Origin of the sequence: Streptomyces sp. AN091965 (assembly GCF_022698285.1) — a bacterium.
In the GTDB taxonomy this organism is placed as follows: domain Bacteria; phylum Actinomycetota; class Actinomycetes; order Streptomycetales; family Streptomycetaceae; genus Streptomyces.
In genome coordinates this window covers 7,070,997-7,090,127 of the sequence record NZ_JALDMY010000001.1, presented here as the reverse complement: position 1 = coordinate 7,090,127, position 19,131 = coordinate 7,070,997, and the positions used below count along the sequence as shown (strand labels likewise).

At 73.4% G+C, this 19,131-nt stretch carries 16 protein-coding genes; 6 read left to right on the top strand and 10 right to left on the bottom strand.

All coding sequences use genetic code 11. From position 1 onward, the window contains the following. Positions 1 to 249: 249 nt before the first annotated feature. Together MQV74_RS30280 and MQV74_RS30275 are read right to left on the bottom strand one after the other, a co-directional pair. Positions 250 to 1,482 carry a sensor histidine kinase gene (locus tag MQV74_RS30280; RefSeq protein ID WP_242724745.1) on the bottom strand — a complete coding sequence of 411 codons (1,233 nt, stop codon included), beginning with the start codon at positions 1,480 to 1,482 and terminating at the stop codon, positions 250 to 252. Positions 1,483 to 1,488: 6 nt separating this feature from the next. Continuing rightward, positions 1,489 to 2,142, bottom strand: coding sequence for a response regulator transcription factor (locus MQV74_RS30275; protein ID WP_030680296.1), 654 nt, complete (start codon positions 2,140 to 2,142; stop codon positions 1,489 to 1,491). 331 nt (positions 2,143 to 2,473) lie between these two features. Here MQV74_RS30275 and MQV74_RS30270 point away from each other — a divergent pair, with 331 nt between their 5' ends. Next, entirely contained in the window at positions 2,474 to 2,647 is a 174-nt protein-coding gene (locus tag MQV74_RS30270) for a hypothetical protein (protein WP_242724743.1), read from the top strand. Between the two features lie 90 nt (positions 2,648 to 2,737). On the opposite strand, the gene MQV74_RS30265 is transcribed toward MQV74_RS30270, so the two are convergent. Together MQV74_RS30265 and MQV74_RS30260 are read right to left on the bottom strand one after the other, a co-directional pair. Then, on the bottom strand, positions 2,738 to 3,556 hold the full coding sequence (locus tag MQV74_RS30265) for an inositol monophosphatase family protein (RefSeq protein WP_242724740.1): 819 nt from the start codon (positions 3,554 to 3,556) through the stop codon (positions 2,738 to 2,740). A gap of 9 nt (positions 3,557 to 3,565) precedes the next feature. After that, positions 3,566 to 4,705: a ferrochelatase gene (locus tag MQV74_RS30260; protein WP_242724738.1), complete on the bottom strand. Its 1,140-nt coding sequence runs from the start codon at positions 4,703 to 4,705 to the stop codon at positions 3,566 to 3,568. A gap of 417 nt (positions 4,706 to 5,122) precedes the next feature. Here MQV74_RS30260 and MQV74_RS30255 point away from each other — a divergent pair, with 417 nt between their 5' ends. Together MQV74_RS30255 and MQV74_RS30250 are read left to right on the top strand one after the other, a co-directional pair. Beyond that, positions 5,123 to 6,385, top strand: coding sequence for an MFS transporter (locus MQV74_RS30255; protein ID WP_242724731.1), 1,263 nt, complete (start codon positions 5,123 to 5,125; stop codon positions 6,383 to 6,385). Beyond that, a complete protein-coding gene (locus tag MQV74_RS30250) occupies positions 6,321 to 7,664 on the top strand; it encodes a D-arabinono-1,4-lactone oxidase (protein WP_242724724.1) in 1,344 nt (447 codons plus the stop codon). Before MQV74_RS30255 ends, MQV74_RS30250 begins: the two co-directional genes overlap by 65 nt. A 28-nt stretch (positions 7,665 to 7,692) precedes the next feature. Here the strand turns inward: MQV74_RS30250 and MQV74_RS30245 are convergent, their stop codons facing one another. Further along, positions 7,693 to 9,033, bottom strand: a complete 1,341-nt coding sequence (locus MQV74_RS30245) for a hypothetical protein (protein WP_242724722.1) — start codon at positions 9,031 to 9,033, stop codon at positions 7,693 to 7,695. Positions 9,034 to 9,531: 498 nt separating this feature from the next. On the opposite strand from MQV74_RS30245, the gene sepH reads away from it, so the two are divergent. Further along, positions 9,532 to 10,590 carry a septation protein SepH gene (gene sepH, locus MQV74_RS30240; RefSeq protein WP_242724720.1) on the top strand — a complete coding sequence of 353 codons (1,059 nt, stop codon included), beginning with the start codon at positions 9,532 to 9,534 and terminating at the stop codon, positions 10,588 to 10,590. A 188-nt stretch (positions 10,591 to 10,778) separates the two neighbouring features. Here sepH and MQV74_RS30235 read toward each other — a convergent pair whose 3' ends face one another. Further along, on the bottom strand, positions 10,779 to 11,609 hold the full coding sequence (locus MQV74_RS30235) for a sulfurtransferase (RefSeq protein WP_242724718.1): 831 nt from the start codon (positions 11,607 to 11,609) through the stop codon (positions 10,779 to 10,781). A gap of 452 nt (positions 11,610 to 12,061) precedes the next feature. On the opposite strand from MQV74_RS30235, the gene MQV74_RS30230 reads away from it, so the two are divergent. Beyond that, positions 12,062 to 12,889: a VOC family protein gene (locus tag MQV74_RS30230; RefSeq protein WP_242729235.1), complete on the top strand. Its 828-nt coding sequence runs from the start codon at positions 12,062 to 12,064 to the stop codon at positions 12,887 to 12,889. Between the two features lie 54 nt (positions 12,890 to 12,943). On the opposite strand, the gene MQV74_RS30225 is transcribed toward MQV74_RS30230, so the two are convergent. From MQV74_RS30225 to MQV74_RS30210, 4 genes are all read right to left on the bottom strand, one after another. Further along, positions 12,944 to 13,621, bottom strand: a complete 678-nt coding sequence (locus MQV74_RS30225; protein WP_138962234.1) for a thymidine kinase — start codon at positions 13,619 to 13,621, stop codon at positions 12,944 to 12,946. A 51-nt stretch (positions 13,622 to 13,672) separates the two neighbouring features. Continuing rightward, complete coding sequence (locus MQV74_RS30220) at positions 13,673 to 14,872, bottom strand: alkaline phosphatase family protein (RefSeq protein WP_242724711.1); 1,200 nt, start codon at positions 14,870 to 14,872, stop codon at positions 13,673 to 13,675. Next, complete coding sequence (locus tag MQV74_RS30215) at positions 14,872 to 15,477, bottom strand: DUF5998 family protein (RefSeq protein ID WP_242724709.1); 606 nt, start codon at positions 15,475 to 15,477, stop codon at positions 14,872 to 14,874. The genes MQV74_RS30220 and MQV74_RS30215 overlap by 1 nt, the downstream gene beginning before the upstream one ends. A 71-nt stretch (positions 15,478 to 15,548) precedes the next feature. Beyond that, positions 15,549 to 18,548 carry a bifunctional acetate--CoA ligase family protein/GNAT family N-acetyltransferase gene (locus MQV74_RS30210; protein WP_242724701.1) on the bottom strand — a complete coding sequence of 1,000 codons (3,000 nt, stop codon included), beginning with the start codon at positions 18,546 to 18,548 and terminating at the stop codon, positions 15,549 to 15,551. A gap of 178 nt (positions 18,549 to 18,726) precedes the next feature. Here MQV74_RS30210 and MQV74_RS30205 point away from each other — a divergent pair, with 178 nt between their 5' ends. Continuing rightward, positions 18,727 to 19,008, top strand: coding sequence for an HPr family phosphocarrier protein (locus MQV74_RS30205; protein WP_003981826.1), 282 nt, complete (start codon positions 18,727 to 18,729; stop codon positions 19,006 to 19,008). Positions 19,009 to 19,131 lie beyond the last annotated feature (123 nt).

The following is a 19,131-nucleotide window of genomic DNA, read 5'->3' as shown; positions in this document are numbered from 1 at the left end:
ATCGGTTTGGATGGCGATCGGGACCGTACACGGTCCGAATGTCGCACTTCACGGGCGCCACCCCGTGTACTTCCCGTGATCAAGACCCTCGAAAACCCGGATTTTCCCGGCTTTCCGACGACTTTCGCGGTCACGGAGAGTGGATGTCCAGAAATTCGCTCCTGTGATCGATCACACACGAAATTAGCAGGATCAGATCCTGAAAATTCCGCTCAAAGCGAACATCCGGCGTGGTCACGCGGCAGCATCTCAGATCGGCAGGGTGACGCGCATCACGAGCCCACCCCCCTCACGAGGCTCCGCGATGATACGGCCCCCGTGGGCGCGCGCCACCGACCGGGCGATGGACAGGCCGAGACCCACCCCCTTGTCGCTGCCGGTGCGCTCCGTGCGGAGCCTGCGGAACGGCTCGAAGAGGTTGTCGATCTCGTAGGCGGGCACCACGGGTCCGGTGTTCGTCACCACGAGCACGGCCTGGCCGTGCTGGGCCTCCGTGGTGACCTCGACCCAGCCCGCCTCCTTCACGTTGTACCGGACGGCGTTCTGGACGAGGTTCAGGGCGATGCGCTCAAGGAGGACGCCGTTGCCCTGCACGATCGCGAGGCCGCGCTCGCCGCGGATCTCGACGCCCTTGTCCTCGGCCTCGGCGCGCGCCTGGTCGACGGCGCGGTTGGCGACCTCGGCGAGGTCCACGGGCTTGCGCTCGACGATCTGGTTGTCGCTGCGGGCGAGCAGCAGCAGGCCCTCCACGAGCTGCTCGCTGCGCTCGTTGGTGGCGAGGAGGGTCTTGCCGAGCTGCTGGAGCTCGGGCGGTGCGCCCGGATCGGAGAGCTGTACTTCGAGGAGCGTGCGGTTGATCGCGAGCGGGGTGCGCAGCTCGTGCGAGGCGTTGCCGACGAAGCGCTGCTGGGCCGTGAAGGCGCGCTCCAGGCGGTCCAGCATCTCGTCGAAGGTGTCGGAGAGCTCCTTCAACTCGTCGTCGGGGCCGTCCAGTTCGATGCGGCGCTTGAGGTCCGTGCCCGCCACGCGGCGTGCGGTACGGGTGATGCGGCCGAGCGGCGACAGGACGCGGCCCGCCATCGCGTACCCGAAGGCGAAGGCGATCACGGCGAGGCCGAGCAGGGCGAGCAGCGAGCGGCTCAGGAGGTTGTCCAGGGCGTGCTGGCGCTGTTCGTTCACGCACGCGTTCATCGCGGCGTTGAACTCGTCCGGCGAGGCGCGGCTCGGCAGGTCGCAGACCTTGCTCTCCACCCGGCCCGAGACGATCTTGAAGGGCAGCTCACTGCCCACGTTCAGCGCCTGCGCGGCGAGCAGGTAGATGATCGAGAGCAGCAGGATGCCCGCGATCAGGAACATGCCGCCGTACAGGAGCGTGAGCCTTATGCGGATGGTGGGGCGCAGCCACGGGAAGGGCGGTTCGACCTTCCGAGGGTCCCATGTCGGCTTGGGGGGCGCCGCTGGCGGCGCCGGTGTCGCGGCCACCGGAGATCAGATCCGGTAGCCCGAGCCGGGCACCGTGACGATGACGGCGGGCTCGCCGAGCTTGCGGCGCAGGGTCATGACCGTGACGCGGACGACGTTCGTGAACGGGTCCGTGTTCTCGTCCCAGGCCTTCTCCAGGAGCTGCTCGGCGGAGACCACGGCGCCCTCGCTGCGCATCAGGACCTCCAGGACGGCGAACTCCTTCGGCGCGAGCTGGATCTCTCGGCCCTCGCGGAACACCTCGCGGCGGTTCGGGTCGAGCTTGATGCCGGCGCGCTCCAGGACGGGCGGCAGCGGCACGCTGGTGCGCCGGCCCAGGGCGCGCACGCGGGCCGTCAGCTCGCTGAACGCGAACGGCTTGGGCAGGTAGTCGTCGGCGCCGATCTCCAGGCCCTCGACGCGGTCGCTGACGTCGCCGGAGGCGGTGAGCATCAGGACGCGCGTCGGCATGCCGAGCTCGACGATCTTGCGGCAGACGTCGTCGCCGTGCACGAGCGGGAGGTCGCGGTCCAGGACGACCACGTCGTAGTCGTTCACGCCGATGCGCTCCAGGGCGGCCGCGCCGTCGTACACGACGTCGACGGCCATGGCCTCCCGGCGCAGTCCGGTGGCCACCGCATCGGCGAGCAGCTGCTCGTCCTCGACGACGAGTACGCGCACGTCGCTGTCCTTCCTCTGTGCCCGGCCCCGGTTCTCCCGTGGGCGAGGGCAGGTCTGATCTGGGGGTGAGACCTCCATCCTGCCCCTTTCGGCCATAAACCGGCTGTAAGACGGCCGGTGCCCCTGGGAACACGGGAATTTCTCGGACTTCCGCCGGTGTTTGAGGTTTCCGTGAGGAAGGCCGGGGGGAGGACGGCCTTACACCCCGCGATCACGCTTCGTATGTGATGTGCCACGGCGCGCTCCACGCAGCGTCATCGGACGTGATCGCCGCTTCTCGGGCACACCCCCGTGCCACCGACCCACACGACCCAGCCGAGGGGGCGCAACCATGGACGCATTCACCGCAGGTCTCCTGCAGCGCATAAAGACCACGGAATCCGACCTCGCGCAGGCCCGCGAGACGGGCGACGACTTCCTGGCCGAGGTCGAGCTGGCCGAGCTGGAAGACCTCCACCGCCTGGCCGCCGAGCACGGCGTGGAGGTCGCTGTCTCGTCCTCCTGACCGGCCGACACGTCCTGTGCCAGGGCCCCGGCACCCCGCGTCCACGGGGGCCGGGGCCCTGGTGTGTCGTCCCGGGTCGTACGGCCCGGCCTAGTCGTGCCAGGCGCCCCGCTCGTCCAGGAACGTCTGCAGGGGCTCGAAGAGGCCGGGCGGGCCCGCCACCGTCAGCTCGCCGGACAGGGGCTCGCCGGGGCGGCCGCCGGTGAGCGCACCCGCCTCGCGCGCCACGAGGTCTCCGGCGGCGAAGTCCCAGGGGTTCAGGCCGCGTTCGTAGTACGCGTCCAGACGGCCCGCCGCCACGTCGCACAGGTCGATCGCCGCCGAGCCGCAGCGGCGGATGTCCCGCACGAGCGGCAGCAGCTCCCGGGCGACCTCGGCCTGGTGGGCGCGGCGCTGTGCGACGTACCCGAAGCCGGTGCCGATCAGGGCCTGCTCGAACGGGGGCGCGGGGCGGGTGCGCGCCCGCCTGTCGTTGACGTACGCGCCCTGGCCGAGCACCGCGCGGAACGTCTCGCCGCGCACGGGCGCGTGCACGACGCCGACGAGGGTCTCGCCGCCCGCGCGCGCGGCGATGGACACCGCCCAGTCCGGCCGTCCGTACAGGTAGTTCACGGTGCCGTCGATGGGGTCGATCACCCACTGGACGCCGCTGCTGCCCTCGGAGCTCGCGCCCTCCTCGCCGAGCACGCCGTCATCGGGCCTGCGCTCGGCGAGGAAGTCCGTGATGAGCTTCTCCGACGCGATGTCCATCTCCGTGACGACGTCGACGGCGCTGCTCTTCGTGGCGGCCACCCCCAGGTCGTCCGGGCGGCCGTCGCGCAGCAGCTCACCGGCCCGGTGCGCGGCCTCCAGGGCGACGGCGAGGAGCTCGGCCTTCAGGCCGTCCAGAGCGGTGGAGTGGTCGGTCACGGGGGCTCCTCAGGCGAAGGGGCTGTCGGCGCCCGCGGCGGCGGGCTTCGGGGTGCGTGCCGGGCAGCAGCCCACCGGGCACAGGTCGTGACTGGCGCCGAGCGCACCCAGGGCGCAGGGCGTCACCGCGCGGCCGCTCTCGGCCGCCGCGCGCTCCAGGACCAGCTCGCGCACCGCGGCGGCGAACCGCGGGTCGGCGCCCACGGTGGCCGAGCGCCGCACCGGCAGGCCGAGCTCGGCCGCCTTCGCCGTGGCCTCGGTGTCGAGGTCGTACAGGACCTCCATGTGGTCCGACACGAAGCCGATCGGGACCATCACCACGGCGGGCGCCCCGGCGCCGTGCCGCTCCTCCAGGTGGTCGCAGATGTCGGGCTCCAGCCACGGGATGTGCGGGGCCCCGGAGCGCGACTGGTAGACCAGCTCCCAGGGGCGGTCGACGCCGGTCTCGGCGCGCACGGCGTCCACGATGACGCGGGCGACGTCCAGGTGCTGGCGCACGTACGCCCCGCCGTCGCCGTGGCCGGCCACCGGGCCCGAGGTGTCGGCCGCGGCCGTCGGGATGGAGTGCGTGGTGAACGCCAGGTGCGCGCCGTCCCGCACCTCTTCGGGGAGGTCGGCCAGGGACTTCAGGACGCCGTCGACCATGGGGCGCACGAAGCCCGGGTGGTTGAAGTAGTGCCGCAGCTTGTCCACGCGCGGGGGCTCCAGGCCCTCCTCCCGGAGGGTCGCCAGGGCGTCCGCCAGGTTCTCGCGGTACTGCCTGCAGCCCGAGTACGAGGCGTAGGCGCTGGTGGTGAGGGTGAGCACGCGGCGGTGGCCGTCGCGCGCGAGGTCCCGCAGGGTGTCCGTCAGATACGGCGCCCAGTTGCGGTTGCCCCAGTACACCGGCAGGTCGAGGCCGTGGTCCGCGAAGTCCTTGCGCAAGGCGTCGAGCAGGGCGCGGTTCTGGTCGTTGATGGGGCTGACGCCGCCGAAGAGGAAGTAGTGCTGCCCCACCTCCTTCAGACGCTCCTTGGGGATGCCGCGGCCCCGCGTCACGTTCTCCAGGAACGGAACGACGTCGTCCGGGCCCTCGGGCCCGCCGAACGAGAGCAGCAGCAAGGCGTCGTACGGAGTGGGATCCAGTGGGGAATCCAGCGCATCGGACATGTCTTTGATCCTGCCACTCGGCACTGACAGCCGGAAAACGGCGGTACTCCTCACCGGGGACGACGCCGCTTCGCCGCACCGGGGACGCCGTCGTTTCCCCGCGCTCGCGCGAGGCTCCCCCGGCACGTGCGTGGCGCTTCTCCGGCACGTGTACGGGCGCCTCCCCGGCACATGTACGGGCGCTTCCCCAGCGCGTGTGTGGGCGCTTCCCCGGCACGTGTGTGGGCGCTGCCCCGGCACGTGTGTGGGCGCTGCCCCAGTGCTGCACCGGCACTCCCCCGGTGATTCGCGCGGGACGGAAATTACCGGTGCGCCGGAGGGCCTCGCGGCCGTAAGCTGTATCAGCCATCTTCACGCCTTACCGGAGCCGCGCGACCCCTCCCGGGTCGGCCGCCCCTGCGCCCCCGCGGAGTCCACGTGCCGAGCCCCTACCGCGCCCTCTTCGCCGCCCCCGGCAGCAAGGGCTTCTCCGCCGCCGGTCTCATCGGGCGGATGCCCCTGTCGATGATGGGCATCGGCGTCGTGACGATGGTCTCCCAGATGACCGGGCGGTACGGCCTCGCGGGCGCCCTGTCGGCGACGGTCGCGCTGTCCGCCGCCGCGATGGGCCCGCAGATATCCCGGCTCGTGGACCGGCACGGCCAGCGCCGGGTGCTGCGGCCCGCGACCCTGGTGGCGCTCGTCGCCGTCGCGGGCCTGCTGCTGGCCGCGCGGTTCGAGCTGCCGGACTGGACGCTGTTCGTCTTCGCCGCGGTCGCGGGCTGCGTGCCGAGCCTCGGCTCGATGGTCCGGGCGCGCTGGGCGGCCCTGTACGGCGGCACCCCGCAGCTGCACACGGCGTACTCCTTCGAGTCCGTCGTGGACGAGATCTGCTTCATCTTCGGGCCGATCATCTCGATCGGCCTGTCCACGGTGTGGTTCCCCGAGTCGGGGCCGCTGCTCGCAGCCGTGTTCCTCGCCGTGGGCGTCTTCTGGCTGACCGCGCAGCGCGCCACCGAGCCGGTGCCGCACCCGCGCGAACACCACACCCGGGGCTCGGCGTTGCGCTCCCCCGGCCTCCAGGTCCTGGTCGCCGCGTTCGTCGCCACGGGCACGATCTTCGGCGCCGTGGACGTGGTCACGGTCGCCTTCGCCGAGGAGGAGGGCCACAAGAGCGCCGCGAGCCTGGTCCTCGCCGTGTACGCGCTCGGCTCGTGCCTCGCGGGCGTCGGCTTCGGCCTGGTGCACTTCAGCGGGGCGCCCGCGCGCAGGTGGCTGGTGGGTCTCTGCGCGATGGCCGTGAGTATGATCCCGCTGCAACTGGTCGGGAGCCTGCCGTTCCTGGCCGCGGCGCTCTTCCTCGCGGGCCTGTCCATCGCACCGACGATGATCACGACCATGGCCCTCGTCGAACAGCACGTACCACGCGCGAAGCTGACCGAGGGCATGACCTGGGTCAGCACCGGGCTCGCCGTCGGGATCGCGCTCGGCTCCTCCGTGGCCGGCTGGGTGATCGACGCCGCGGGACCGAGCGCCGGGTACGGCGTGCCGGGCGTGGCCGGGGCGCTCGCGGCGGCGGTCGGGTTCCTGGGGTATCGCCGGCTGAAGCGGCCGGATCCGCGACGGGGAGGGACCCATGAGCAGGGCAACGGGCAGGGGCGCGGCAGTGACCAGCGGGAGGAGTCGAGCGGCGTGGCGTAACTGGGCGGGCACCGTCAGCGCGCACCCCGCGCGCGAGGCGACGCCCGCCTCGGTCGACGAGCTCGTCGCTGCGGTCCGCGGGGCCAGGGCCGACGGCCTGCCGGTGAAGCCCGTGGGCACCGGCCACTCCTTCACGGCCGCCGCCGCGACCGACGGCCTGCTGATACGCCCCGACCTGCTCACGGGCATCCGTGCGATCGACCACGCCGCGGGCACCGTCACCGTCGAGGCGGGCACCCCGCTCAAGCGCCTGAACGCCGCGCTCGCCCGCGAGGGCCTGTCGCTGACGAACATGGGCGACATCATGGAGCAGACGGTCTCGGGGGCCGTCAGCACCGGGACGCACGGCACGGGCCGCGACTCCGCGTCGATGGCCGCCCAGATCGCAGCGCTCGAACTGGTCACCGCGGACGGCCAGGTCCTCACCTGCTCCCGGGACGAGCACCCCGACGTCTTCGCCGCCGCGCGCGTGGGCCTCGGCGCGCTGGGCGTCATCAGCGCGATCACGTTCTCCGTAGAGCCCCTCTTCTTCCTCCAGGCACGTGAGGAGCCGATGTCGTTCGACCAGGTCACCAGGTCGTTCGACGAACTCGCCACGGAGAACGAGCACTTCGAGTTCTACTGGTTCCCGCACACCGACAACTGCACCACCAAGCGGAACAACCGCAGCCTGGGCCCCGCGGCCCCGCCCGGCACGATCAGCGCCTTCGTAGAGGACGAACTGCTCTCCAACGGCCTCTTCCAGGTCGTCAATTCGCTCGGCCGTGCCGTGCCCGCGACCATCCCCGCCATCGCCAGGATCTCCAGCAAGGCCCTGTCGGCCCGCACCTATACGGACATCCCGTACAAGGTCTTCACCAGCCCCCGGCGCGTGCGCTTCGTGGAGATGGAGTACGCCGTCCCGCGCGAGGCGCTGGTGGACACGCTGCGGGAGCTGAAGACGATGATCGAGCGCTCCCCGCTGCGCGTCAGCTTCCCCGTGGAGGTCCGCACGGCCCCCGCCGACGACATCACGCTCTCCACGGCGTCCGGCCGCGACAGCGCCTACATCGCCGTGCACCTCTACAAGGGCACGCCCTTCCGCACGTACTTCAGCGCCGCGGAGCAGATCTTCGTCGCCCACGAGGGGCGGCCCCACTGGGGCAAGCTCCACACCCGCGACGCCGCGTACTTCGCTAAGGCCTACCCGCGCTTCGGCGAGTTCACGGCGCTGCGCGACCGCCTCGACCCGGACCGGCTCTTCGCCAACACCTATCTGCGGCGGGTCCTCGGCGACTGAGCCCCGGTCCGGGGCCCGGTCACCGGGCTCACTGCTCGGGGGACTGCTGCTCCTGGGCGCCGTTCCCGCCGCCGCCGTTGGCCGGGGTGGGCGTCGGGGTCGGGGTGGGCGTCGGTGTGGGTGTGGGGGTGGGCGTCGGCGTCGGGTCGACCTTGGAGCCGCCGTCGCCGGAGTCACCGCCGTCGTCCTTGCCGCCGTCGTCGGGCTTGCCGCCCTGGTCCTTGCCGGTGTCGGTCCCGGTGTCCGAGCCGGTGCCGTCGTCCGGCTTGTCGCCGGAGTCCTTGGAGGGGTCGTCGCCCTGCTGGGAGCCGTCGTCCTCGCCGGTGGTGCCCTGGTCGGACGGCTGGTCCGAGTCACCGCCGGACTGCCGATCGTCCGACGCGGAGGAGGAGTTCTTGCCCTTCACGAAGTCGGCGATGGAGGTGCTCTTGTCGTCACCGCTGAAGCTCTGACCGCTCACCAGCTCGTACGTGGTGATGCCGGTGAGCGCCACACCGAAGACGACGGCGGCGGCGACCAGGGGACGCTTCCAGCTCGTCACCCGTGCGCGGTGCGTGGTGCCCTCGGTGAACTCGTCCGAAGGGAACGGCGGTTGCGGCAGCTGCGGCGAGCCGGGAGCCGCGGGGCCCGTGGCGCGCAGCACCTGGGTCTTCTGGTCGCGCGGCAGCAGCTGCGTCGCGTCCACGGATCCGAGGAGCTGCGTCTGCTCGGTGTCGGCGGAGACGGCGGGCAGGGCGGTGGTGGGATCGCCCGCCCCGACCGCGGGCAGGGCGGCCGTCGGGTCGGCGGCACCGGCGATCGGCAGCGCGGCCGTCGGGTCGGCTCCCGCGATCGGCAGCACGGCCGTCGGGTCGGCTCCCGCGATCGGCAGCGCGGTCGTGGGGTCGGCGTCCGGGACGCGGTGGGGTGCCGACTGCCTGCCCCAGGTGGTGGTCACCGGGCCCGAGCCGGTCGCGTAGCCGGACGCATGACCGGTCGCACGGCCAGGGGCGTGGCCGGGCGGAGGCGTGGTCGGCGCGGCTCTGAAGACCTCGGGCACCGGAGTGGCCGCCGTCACCGGCACCTGCTGCGCCTTCGGCTTGGCCTGCACCGCGGCGTCGCGGATCTGCTCGCCGGTGCGCTTGAAGAAGTGCTGGAAGACCGTGCCGCCGCAGGTGGCGATGCCGCTCACCACACCGGCGCCGAGGATCGTTCCGTACACGCCGAAACTGGACGCGAGCTTCGCGGCGAGCACCGCGGCCACCGCGCTGCCCGCCACCTGCGGCACGCTCAGATCGAGCCGCTTCTTCGGCGCGCCCTCCGACGTGCCTTCCGACGTGTCCTCCGACGTGCCTACCGACGCCTTGCCGGTATCCGGCTTTCCACGCATCTCCGACCCTTGTCGCCTTTCTCGCCTTGCGGGCTTCACACCTGATTCGCGTACGAGCCACGCGAGTCACATGAGAAAGGGACGTACGTGCGAAGAAAATAGTTCCGCTTCTGGCGTTTACGTGAAGAGCGCCACCTGTGCGCGGGGCGCTCGCGCCCTTTGACGCCATCAACTCCCTTCACCCGGGAGAAGTTCGGCGGCGTGCCGGTCCACCCGGGTGGCCCGAATGGAGTAGTGTTGCGAGCCCTGGGTCCGGTCTCCCACCAGGGTGCCCGGAGCCAGCCAGGACCGCCGGGAGGGGGCTCGCTGCACAGGGTGACCAAGTTGGTCACTTAGCGTTGCGAATAGGTAACCGTGCCATAACGGCGATCCCGGGCCCTCGCCCGACACGCCGGGCAACTCGGCAAGGTTGTGGCAGGCTGCACCCGGGCAGGCCACACTCGACTAGCGGAAGCAGCGACGCACGTGACGTCGGCAGGCACCACCCGGGAGGTCCCCATGCCCGAACTGCGTGTCGTGGCCGTCAGCAACGACGGCACACGGCTGGTGCTGAAGGCTGCGGACAGCACGGAGTACACGCTTCCCATCGACGAACGGCTCCGTGCCGCCGTACGCGGCGACCGCCCGAGACTCGGCCAGATCGAGATCGAGGTGGAGAGCCACCTCCGGCCCCGCGACATCCAGGCCCGTATACGCGCTGGAGCCAGCGCGGAAGAAGTCGCCTCGCTCGCCGGCATCCCCGTCGACCGCGTCCGCCGCTTCGAGGGCCCCGTCCTCGCCGAGCGCGCCTTCATGGCCGAGCGCGCCCGGAAGACCCCCGTGCGCCGCCCCGGCGAGAACACCGGACCGCAGCTCGGCGAGGCCGTCCAGGAGCGGCTGCTGCTGCGCGGCGCCGACAAGGAGTCCGTGCAGTGGGACTCCTGGCGCCGCGACGACGGCACCTGGGAGGTGCTGCTCGTCTACCGCGTCGCCACCGAGCCGCACTCCGCCAGCTGGACGTACGACCCGCCGCGCCGCCTCGTCCAGGCCGTCGACGACGAGGCCCGCGCCCTCATCGGCGAGACCGACGACATCGCCGCGCCCGAGCCGAGCTTTCCGTTCGTGCCGCGCATCGCCCGGCTGCCCCGGGACCGCCCGCTGGAGCGCGCGCTCGACCGCCCCGGCACCCCGGCGCCGGAGCCCGACGAGCCGGGCCCGAGCGGCGCGGTCGCCGAGCAGGAGCGGGACTCGCTGACCAGCCTCCTGGAGGCGGTGCCGAGCTTCCGGGGCGACATGGTCGTCCCGGAGCGCCCCACCACCGCACCCTCCGAACTGCCGTCCGCACAGGACGAGCCGGAGCAGGAGCCCGAGGCCGAGGAGCCCCCGGCGACCGCGGCGTCGGCCGGTTCGGCGTACGCGGACGTGCTGATGCCGCGCGCCGTCGCCAGCCACCGCGAGCGCCTGGTCGGCTCCACGGACCGCCAGGCCGAGGCGGACGGCGTCCGGCCCGGCCGCCGCGCCGCCGTGCCGAGCTGGGACGAGATCGTGTTCGGCACCCGCCGCAAGAAGCAGGAGTAGCCGCGCGGAGGTGGAGGAACCATCCTCCGCACACCCCGCGGACACATCGAAGGGCCCGTACGCAAGATCCGTACGGGCCCTTCACATGACACCCACTCGTCACAGAACGTGACAGTCAGTCGCCTACGGAGCGTGACGGTCACGTCGTCGCACCCGGCTTCGCGCGCGCCGACGACGTCCCCGGCCCCTTACTGCGGATCCGGCCCCTTCGCCACCGGACGAGCCGCGTCCGAGGACCACTCCGACCACGAACCGACGTACAGCGCCGCCGGAATGCCCGCCACCGCGAGGGCGAGGACCTCGTGGGCGCCCGAGACCCCCGAGCCGCAGTACACCCCGACCTCCGGGGCGTCGGCGGCGCCCAGGCCGGTGAAGCGGGCCGTGAGCTCCCCCGCCGGACGGAATCGGCCATCCCCGGAGACGTTCTCCGTCGTGGGGGCCGAGACCGCACCCGGGATGTGCCCGCCCACGCGGTCGATCGGCTCGACGTCACCCCGGTAGCGCTCCGCGGCCCGGGCGTCCAGGAGCAGACCCGAGCGGGCCAGGGCGGCCGCGCCGTCCGCGTCGAGCCGCGCGATCGAGTCGGGCACCGGCGTGAACGCGCCCTCCGCGGGCGGTCGTACGTCACCGGACTCCAGCTCGCCGCGCCAGGCCGCGAGCCCGCCGTCGAGGACGCGCACCGACGGGTGCCCCGCCCAGCGCAACAGCCACCAGGCGCGCGCCGCGGCCCAGCCCTGCCCGCCGTCGTACACGACCACGTCCCGGTCCCCCGAGACGCCCGCCGCCCGCATCGCCGCGCCGAAGCGTCCGGTGTCCGGCAGCGGGTGGCGACCCTCCACCCCGGCCGGACCGGCCAGTTCCGCGTCCAGGTCGACGAAGACCGCCGACGGGATGTGCGCCTCCTCGTAGGCGGGCCGCTGGTGCGGGCCGCCGAGCTGCCAGCGGACGTCGAGCAGCACTGGCGGATTCCCGCCCGCCAGGTCGCTCGCGAGTTCGGATGCGGAGATGATGGCTTTCATAAGCCCCAACCTTGCCCACGGGGTGGCCGCCGCGTCCAGGTCCGGCTAGCCTGCTCGGCCGGACCCGCCCGAACACGTGGCGTACGGAACCGGGCACGCCCCGTACCGAAGACGGACACGGCTCGGCAATCGCACGTTTACGGATGGGAAACGGCAGACCGGGCATCCTCCGCCAGGAAACAGGAAAAGGCGGCGCGGCCGGGGGGCGCCGGGCGGCGGGTGGTGCAAGCATCTGCACGGACGGGCATGCGCGCGGCCAGGGTACGCGCGTTCGAAAGGCGAGTCGAAGCGGAGTGGCGGCGGCTGACCGACGGCGGGTGGCGGACGGCAGCGGGCGGACGAGCGACGTCATGGAACAGCAGATGACGGATCGCGAATCCGGCCCCCTGGCGTCGGCGGCCGGTGCCGTCCGTGAGCTGCCGCCGCCACGAGGGCCCGAGGAGAGAGTGACGATGACCGAGGCACGGTGGCCGGACAGCCGACGCGTACGGACCGCGCGGCCCGCACCCGGCACGCCCTGCTGGGTGAGCCTGATGGCGCACGACCTGGCCGCGACCAAGGAGTTCTACGCGCGGCTCTTCGGCTGGACGTACCGGCCCGGGCCGCAGCAGCTGGGCCCCTACGTGCGCGCCTTCCTGGACGACCGCGAGGTGGCCGGGATCGGCGAGCTGCCGGCCGACCGGCGCCTGCCGATCGCCTGGACCCCGTATCTGGCGTCGGACGACGCCGACGAGACGGCGGAGACGGCCCGGCACTGCGGCGGCACGGTCGGCGTCGGCCCGCTGGACGCGGCCGAGGCCGGGCGCATGGCGATCGCGTCGGACCCCGCGGGCGCGGTGTTCGGCATCTGGCAGCCCGCGGAGCACCTGGGCGCCGCGGTGGCCGGGGTGCCCGGCGCACCCGCCTGGAACGAGCTGGTGACCCGGGAGACGGCGGAGGTCGCCAAGTTCTACCGGACGCTGTTCGGCTACACCGAGGAGGCGTCCGGCGCACCCGACGCGGACTTCCTGACGCTCTTCCTGGAGGGCCGTGCGGTGGCGTCGGTGCACGGCGTCGGCGGCGCGCTGCCGCGCGACCGGGGCGCGTACTGGATGACGTACTTCGAGGCGGCGGACGTGGACGCGGCCGTGGAGCGGGCGGTCGGGCTCGGCGGCCGTCTCGTGCGTCCCGCGCGTGAGGGCACGTACGGGCGGATCGCGACGGTCGCCGACCCGGAGGGCGCGGTGTTCACGCTCGTGCACACCGAGCGGTCGTGCCAGGAGCCGCCGGGGACGCCCTGACGGCGCGCTCCGGGGGCTCCAGAGGTCCCTCAGGCTCCAGCGGCCCCAGAGGCCCTAGGAGCGCTCCAGGGTGCCGACGGCGCTGTCGCTGTCGAGCGGCAGGACGTCGGGCGACAGGGCGCCCGCGTGGGCGGACGCGGCGGTCATGCGACGGCGGTGGTGACGGCGGCACACGACCTCGTAACCCACCTCGTCGGCGGCCTGGTTGACGTCTCCGACGACGACCTGAGCGCCTTCGACGACCATGTGGCCGCCGACGGTGCGGGCGTTGTGGGTGGCGCGGGCGCCGCACCAGCACAGGGCCTCGACCTGGAGGACCTCTATGCGGTCGGCGAGCTCGACGAGCCGCTGCGAGCCGGGGAAGAGCCGGGTGCGGAAGTCGGTGGTGATGCCGAAGGCGAAGACGTCGAGGCCGAGGTCGTCGACCACGCGCGCGAGCTGGTCGACCTGCTCCGGGGTGAGGAACTGCGCCTCGTCGACGATGACGTAGTCGGCGCGGCCGCCCTGCGAGAGGCGGTCGACGAGGTGGGCGTAGAAGTCGAGCCCGTCGGCGACTTCGAGGGCCTGGGTGACGAGGCCGAGGCGGGAGGAGAGCTTGCCCGCGCCCGCGCGGTCGTTGCGCGCGAAGATCAACCCCTCCAGGCCGCGGGCCGAGCGGTTGTGCTCGATCTGCAGCGCGAGGGTGCTCTTCCCGCAGTCCATCGTTCCGGAGAAGAACACCAGCTCAGGCATGGGGAGTTGAGGGCCTTTCGTCATGTGGGGGCGTGCGGGGGCGCGCGGCGGCTAGGAGCGTACTTCGAGCAGCGGTACGAGCTGTTCGGCGGGGGTCATGGAGCCGTGGTTGCCGACCATCGCGGACTCGTGGGGCTCGGTGCGGGAGGCGATGATCAGGGCGTCGTCGTGGGCGGCGGCCACCACGTCGCCGATGCGGCCGTGGACGCGCTCGTCGACGCGCGGGCCGAACCACCCCGCGGCTATGGCCTCCTCGCGTCCGGCCACCCAGAAGCGGTCCCCGAGGACCTCCCGCCAGACGGTGAGGACGTCGGCCTCGGCGCCGGGGACGGCGTAGACGTGGCGGGCGCGGCCCTCGCCGCCGAGCAGGGCGACACCCGCGCGCAGCTCCCAGTCCTCGTCGAAGTCGATCCGGGACTCGTCGTCGAAGGGGATGTCGACCATGCCGTGGTCGGCCGTGACGTACAGGGCGCTGCGCGGCGGGAGCTGCTCGGCCAGGCGCTGGACGAGACGGTCGACGTACATGAGCTGGCCGCGCCAGGCGTCGGAGTCCAGGCCGAAGCGGTGGCCCTTGCCGTCGACCTCCGCGTAGTACGTGTAGACCAGCGAGCGGTCACCGGCGGCGAGCTGCTCGGCGGCGAGGTCCATGCGGTCCTCGCCGGAGAGGCGGCCGCGGAAGGTGCCGCCGCTCAGCGCGACCTTGGTGAGCGGCGTGTGCTCGAAGGTCGGCGAGGAGACCTGGGCGGTGTGGACGCCCGCCTCGTGGGCGCGCCGGAAGACCGTGGGGTAGGGCTGCCAGGCGTGCGGGTCGGTCCAGGGCTTCCAGCGGAGCTGGTTCATCAGCTCGCCGGTGTCGGGGTTGCGGGCGGTGTACCCGGGCAGGCCGTGGGCGCCCGGGGGCAGGCCGGTGCCGACGGAGGCGAGGGAGGTGGCCGTGGTGGCGGGGAAGCCCGCGGTGATGGGGCGTCCGGTGCCGCCGCGCGAGGAGCCGAGGAGCGAGGTCAGGAACGGCGCTTCGGCGGGGTGGGCGCGCAGCTGCTCCCAGCCGAGGCCATCGATCAGGAAGACGCAGTTCCGGTCGGCGGGGGCCAGCTCGGCGATGGCGGGCGCGAAGCCGTCGACCTCCTGGTGCGCGACGAGGGTGGGCAGCAGGTCGGCGAGCGACCCGGTGCCGTACTCGGGCAGGGGTGCGGTGGCGAGCTCCAGGGGCTGTACGTCGTCCCAGCCGCCGGTCCAGTCGGCTGTGACCATCAGCGGGTGGCGCCCGTGCCGCCGGCGGTGGCCGCCGTGGCCTCGGAGAGGGCCTGGGCGAAGGCGAGGGTCTGGCGGACCGTGTCGGGGCCGTCGCCGGCCTCGCTGACGCGCAGGCTGAGGTCGTCGGCGGTGGAGCTGCCCGTGTAGCCGTGGTCGGCCTCGCAGTTGGGGTCGCCGCAGGCGGCCGGTTCGAGGTCGATGCGGGAGACGGCGCCCCAGCCGATGGTGAGGACGACCTCACGGGGCAGGGAGCCGGGAACGTACTTCTCGGGGTTGGCGACGACGCGGCTGACGACGACCGACGAGATCCGGCCGATCTTCACGGACTCGGTGGAAGTCGTGGCGTACGGGGTCGGCGAGGTGCTGTCGGCCGCCTGCTCGTCGGTGTGGCTGACGATGAAGCGGGTGTCGGTGAGGACGAGCACCGTCACATGACGGCGTACTTCGTTGGCGTCGAAGGTGGTCTCCTGGTGGACCAGGTACGACCCGATGGTCTCGCCGCCGACCGCGGCCTCCACCGCCTCGGCCACGAGGGCCGGGTAGTAGCCGCTGCGCTCGATCGCCGCGCGCAGCCCCTGGGTCGTGGTACCGGTCTTTGCCATGACGCCCATCCTACGGCCCGGCGCCCGCCCGACGGTGCGCGGTGGCCGCCTCGGCGGGCGCCGCGGGCTCGTCAGTAGGCGGGCAGGGTGCGCGGCCCGAGGTCGTCGCGGGCCGGGGGCGGGGCGAGGCGGACGGTGCCGCTGAGGACGGACAGGCCGTCCTGGGCGACGACCACCGGTTCCAGTGAGACGGTGACCACTTCGGGATGGTCGTCGACCAGGCGCGAGACCCGCTGGAGGAGCTCCTCCAGGGCGGGGGTGTCCACGGGGGCCGCACCGCGCCAGCCGAAGAGGAGGGGCGCGGTCCGGATCGATCCCACGAGGGTGCGCGCATCGCGGTCGGTGACGGGAATCAGTCGGTGGGCGGTGTCCCCGAGGAGTTCGGACGCCGCGCCCGCAAGGCCGAAGGACAGCACCGCTCCGGCGGCGGGGTCGTGCCCCGCGCGCACCACGGTGTCGACGCCCCGCGCGACCATGGCCTGGACGACGGGCCGCAGCTCGGCGGGGCGGCCGAGGGCGTGGGCGAGCTCGCGGTAGGCGCGGCGCAGCTGTTCCTCGTCGGCGAGGTCCAGGCGTACGCCGCCGAGGTCGGGGCGGTGGCGCAGGTGCGGGGCGGTGGTCTTGAGGGCGACGGGGTAGCCGAGCCTGTCGGCGGCGTCGGCGGCCGCGTCGGCGTCGGGCGCGGGCAGGACGGCGTGGACGGCGATGCCGTAGCGGCCGAGCAGGTCGCGGGCGTCGTCGGGGTCGAGGGTCAGGCCGTGAGGGTCGCCGCCCTTGGCGAGGAGGTCCGCGATGAGGCCGGCGGCGCCCTGTTCGTCGATGTCGTCGTACTCGGGCACCTTGCCGGGGTCGGCGATGTCGTGCCGCCACTGGGCGTAGGTGACGGCTTCGGCGAGGGCGCGCACGGCCCGCTCGGCCGCGGGGTAGGCGGGGATGCGGGCGTGCGGCGGCGGGGCCTCGGCCGTGGGCGGGACGGCGGGCGGCCGGTCGGCAGGGCGGGCGGCGGGTGACCCGGGCTTGGTGCTCGCGGCGGCGGAGAGGGCTTCGGCCAGCTCGCCGAGCTCCACGTGGACGACGGCAACGGGCTTGGTGGGGCACGCGGCCGCGGCGGCCCGCAGGGCGGTGGCCAGGGTCTCCCCCTGGCCCGCGCGGCTCGACTCGCCGAGCGAGGGGATGACGGTGACGACGGCCGCGTCGCAGGTGTCGGCGGCGAGCGCGGCACCGAGGGCGGCGCGGAAGTCCTCGGGCGTCGCGGCCGTGGTCAGGTCGCGCGGGGGCAGCGGGCGCAGGCCTTCGGCGACGCACGCGTCGTAGGTGAGCAGGCCGAGGGACTCGGAGTTGCCGAGGATGGCGACGCGGGGCCCGGCGGGCAGCGGCTGGCCCGCGAGCAGGAGCCCGGCGTCGACGAGCTCGGTGACGGTGTCGACGCGGATGACCCCGGCCTGGCGGAGCAGCGCGGAGACGGTGGCGTGCGGCAGCCGGGTCGCGGCCCCGGCGTGGCCGGTGGGGGCGATGCCGCTGTGCCGGGCGCCCTGGACGACGACGAGGGGCTTCGCGGCGGCGGCGCGGCGGGCGAGGCGGGTGAACTTGCGGGGGTTGCCGATGGACTCCAGGTACATGAGCGCGACGTCGGTGTCGGGGTCGTCGTACCAGTACTGGAGGACGTCGTTGCCGGAGACGTCGGCGCGGTTGCCCGCGCTGACGAAGGACGACAGGCCCGCGCCGCGGCGGTGCAGCCGGGACAGCAGGGCGATGCCGATGGCACCGGACTGGGTGAACAGGCCGATGCGGCCCGCGGCGGCCAGTTCGGGGGCCAGCGAGGCGTTCAGGCGGACGGCGGAAGCGGTGTTGATGACGCCGAAGGCGTTGGGGCCGATGAGGCGCATGCCGTAGGAGCGGGCCTGGCGGACGAGTTCGCGCTGGCGCTCCAGTCCTTCGGGGCCGCTCTCGGCGTATCCGGCGGAGAGGACGACGAGGCCCTGGACGCCGTGTTCGCCGCACTCGGCGACCGCTTCCGGCACGTGCTCGGCGGGGACGGTGATGACGGCGAGGTCGACGGGCCCGGCGATGTCGCGCACGGAACGGTGGGCGGGGGCTCCCTCGACGCCCTCGGTGGTGGCCTGCTCCGTGAAGGCGCGGTTGACGGCGTGGACGCGGCCGGTGAAGCCCGCGCGCAGCAGGTTGCGCAGGACGCCGCGGCCGACGCTGCCCTCGGCGCGGCCGACGCCGACGACCGCGACGGAGCCGGGCGCGAGCAGCCGCTGGACGGAGCGGGCCTCGGCGCGCTGTTCGCGGGCGTGCTGCACGGCGACGGAGCGGTCGGTGGGCTCCAGGTCGAGTTCGAGGCGCACGACGCCGTCCTCGAAGCTGCGCTGCTGCTGGTATCCGGCGTCCGTGAAGACCTTCACCATCTTGGTGTTGGAAGGCAGGACTTCGGCGGCGAAGCGGCGGATGCCGCGTTCGCGGGCGACGGCGGCGATGTGTTCGAGCAGCGCGGAGGCGACGCCGCGGCCCTGGTGGGCGTCCTGGACCAGGAAGGCGACCTCGGCCTCGTCGGAGACGGGCGGGGCGGGCGCGGAGCGCCCTCCGGCAAGGGTGGTGGTGGGAGACGGGCGGGCGGAGGCGGGGCGGCCCTGGGCGTCGATGCGGTCGTAGCGGACGGTGGCGATGAACTCGCCGCCGATGGTGGCCGCGAGCCCGACGCGGTCCACGTGGTCGTGGTGCGTGAAGCGGTGCACGTCCTTGGCGGACAGGCGGGGGTAGGGCGCGAAGAAGCGGTAGTACTTCGACTCGTCCGAGACCTGCTCGAAGAAGCTGACCAGACGTTCCGCGTCGGCGGCGGTGATGGGCCGGATGCGGGCGGTCCCACCGTCGCGCAGCACCACGTCGGCCTCCCAGTGGGAGGGGTAGGGGTGCTGGTCCGCCGCCGGGGCGGAGGCGGCGTCGGCCGCGGGGGCGTGCGGGGCGGCGGGCACAGGCGTGCGCGGGGCGGTGGGCGCCGTGCCGTCCGCCGGAGCGTGCGCGGCACTGTCCGACGAGGTGTGCGCTGAGCCGTCCGCCGGGGTCTGCATGGGGCCAGGGTACGGGTCGCGCGGCCGCCGGGCCCGGGGCAATGTAGGAGGGGTCGAAGGCCCTCGGGTGGCGGGACGCGGCCCGTGGGGCAGCGCTCCGCCGGTCCTGCGGGAGCACTCGGGTCGGCATGAGACACTGGTCTAGACAAGTGTGAGACACCTGGAAGGGCAGCAACACATGGCTGAGCGCCGCGTCAACGTCGGCTGGGCCGAGGGCCTCCACGCCCGGCCCGCCTCCATCTTCGTCCGTGCGGCCACGGCCTCGGGCGTCCCCGTGACGATCGCGAAGGCCGACGGCAACCCCGTCAACGCGGCCTCGATGCTCGCGGTGCTCGGCCTGGGCGCGCAGGGCGGCGAGGAGATCGTGCTCGCTTCGGACGCCGAGGGCGCGGACGCCGCCCTGGACCGGCTGGCGAAGCTCGTCGCCGAGGGCCTCGAGGAGCTCCCGGAGACCGTCTGACACGGTCGGACACCACGTGCCGGAGCCGCGCGAGCCACTCGGTGGCCGCGCGGCTCCGTCGTTTTCCGGGGGCGCACCCCGAGGCGCACCCCTGCGGGGTCCCGCCCGGCGAACGCCCTATGC

Bases quoted from the DNA above. Each gene is read 5' to 3' on its own strand.
- MQV74_RS30270 (WP_242724743.1), top strand. From the start codon at position 2,474: ATGGACGCATTCACCGCAGGTCTCCTGCAGCGCATAAAGACCACGGAA.
- MQV74_RS30260 (WP_242724738.1), bottom strand. From the start codon at position 4,705: ATGTCCGATGCGCTGGATTCCCCACTGGATCCCACTCCGTACGACGCC.
- MQV74_RS30250 (WP_242724724.1), top strand. From the start codon at position 6,321: ATGAGCAGGGCAACGGGCAGGGGCGCGGCAGTGACCAGCGGGAGGAGT.
- MQV74_RS30245 (WP_242724722.1), bottom strand. From the start codon at position 9,033: ATGCGTGGAAAGCCGGATACCGGCAAGGCGTCGGTAGGCACGTCGGAG.
- sepH (WP_242724720.1), top strand. From the start codon at position 9,532: ATGCCCGAACTGCGTGTCGTGGCCGTCAGCAACGACGGCACACGGCTG.
- MQV74_RS30235 (WP_242724718.1), bottom strand. From the start codon at position 11,609: ATGAAAGCCATCATCTCCGCATCCGAACTCGCGAGCGACCTGGCGGGC.
- MQV74_RS30230 (WP_242729235.1), top strand. From the start codon at position 12,062: ATGACCGAGGCACGGTGGCCGGACAGCCGACGCGTACGGACCGCGCGG.
- MQV74_RS30225 (WP_138962234.1), bottom strand. From the start codon at position 13,621: ATGCCTGAGCTGGTGTTCTTCTCCGGAACGATGGACTGCGGGAAGAGC.
- MQV74_RS30220 (WP_242724711.1), bottom strand. From the start codon at position 14,872: ATGGTCACAGCCGACTGGACCGGCGGCTGGGACGACGTACAGCCCCTG.
- MQV74_RS30215 (WP_242724709.1), bottom strand. From the start codon at position 15,477: ATGGCAAAGACCGGTACCACGACCCAGGGGCTGCGCGCGGCGATCGAG.
- MQV74_RS30210 (WP_242724701.1), bottom strand. From the start codon at position 18,548: ATGCAGACCCCGGCGGACGGCTCAGCGCACACCTCGTCGGACAGTGCC.
- MQV74_RS30205 (WP_003981826.1), top strand. From the start codon at position 18,727: ATGGCTGAGCGCCGCGTCAACGTCGGCTGGGCCGAGGGCCTCCACGCC.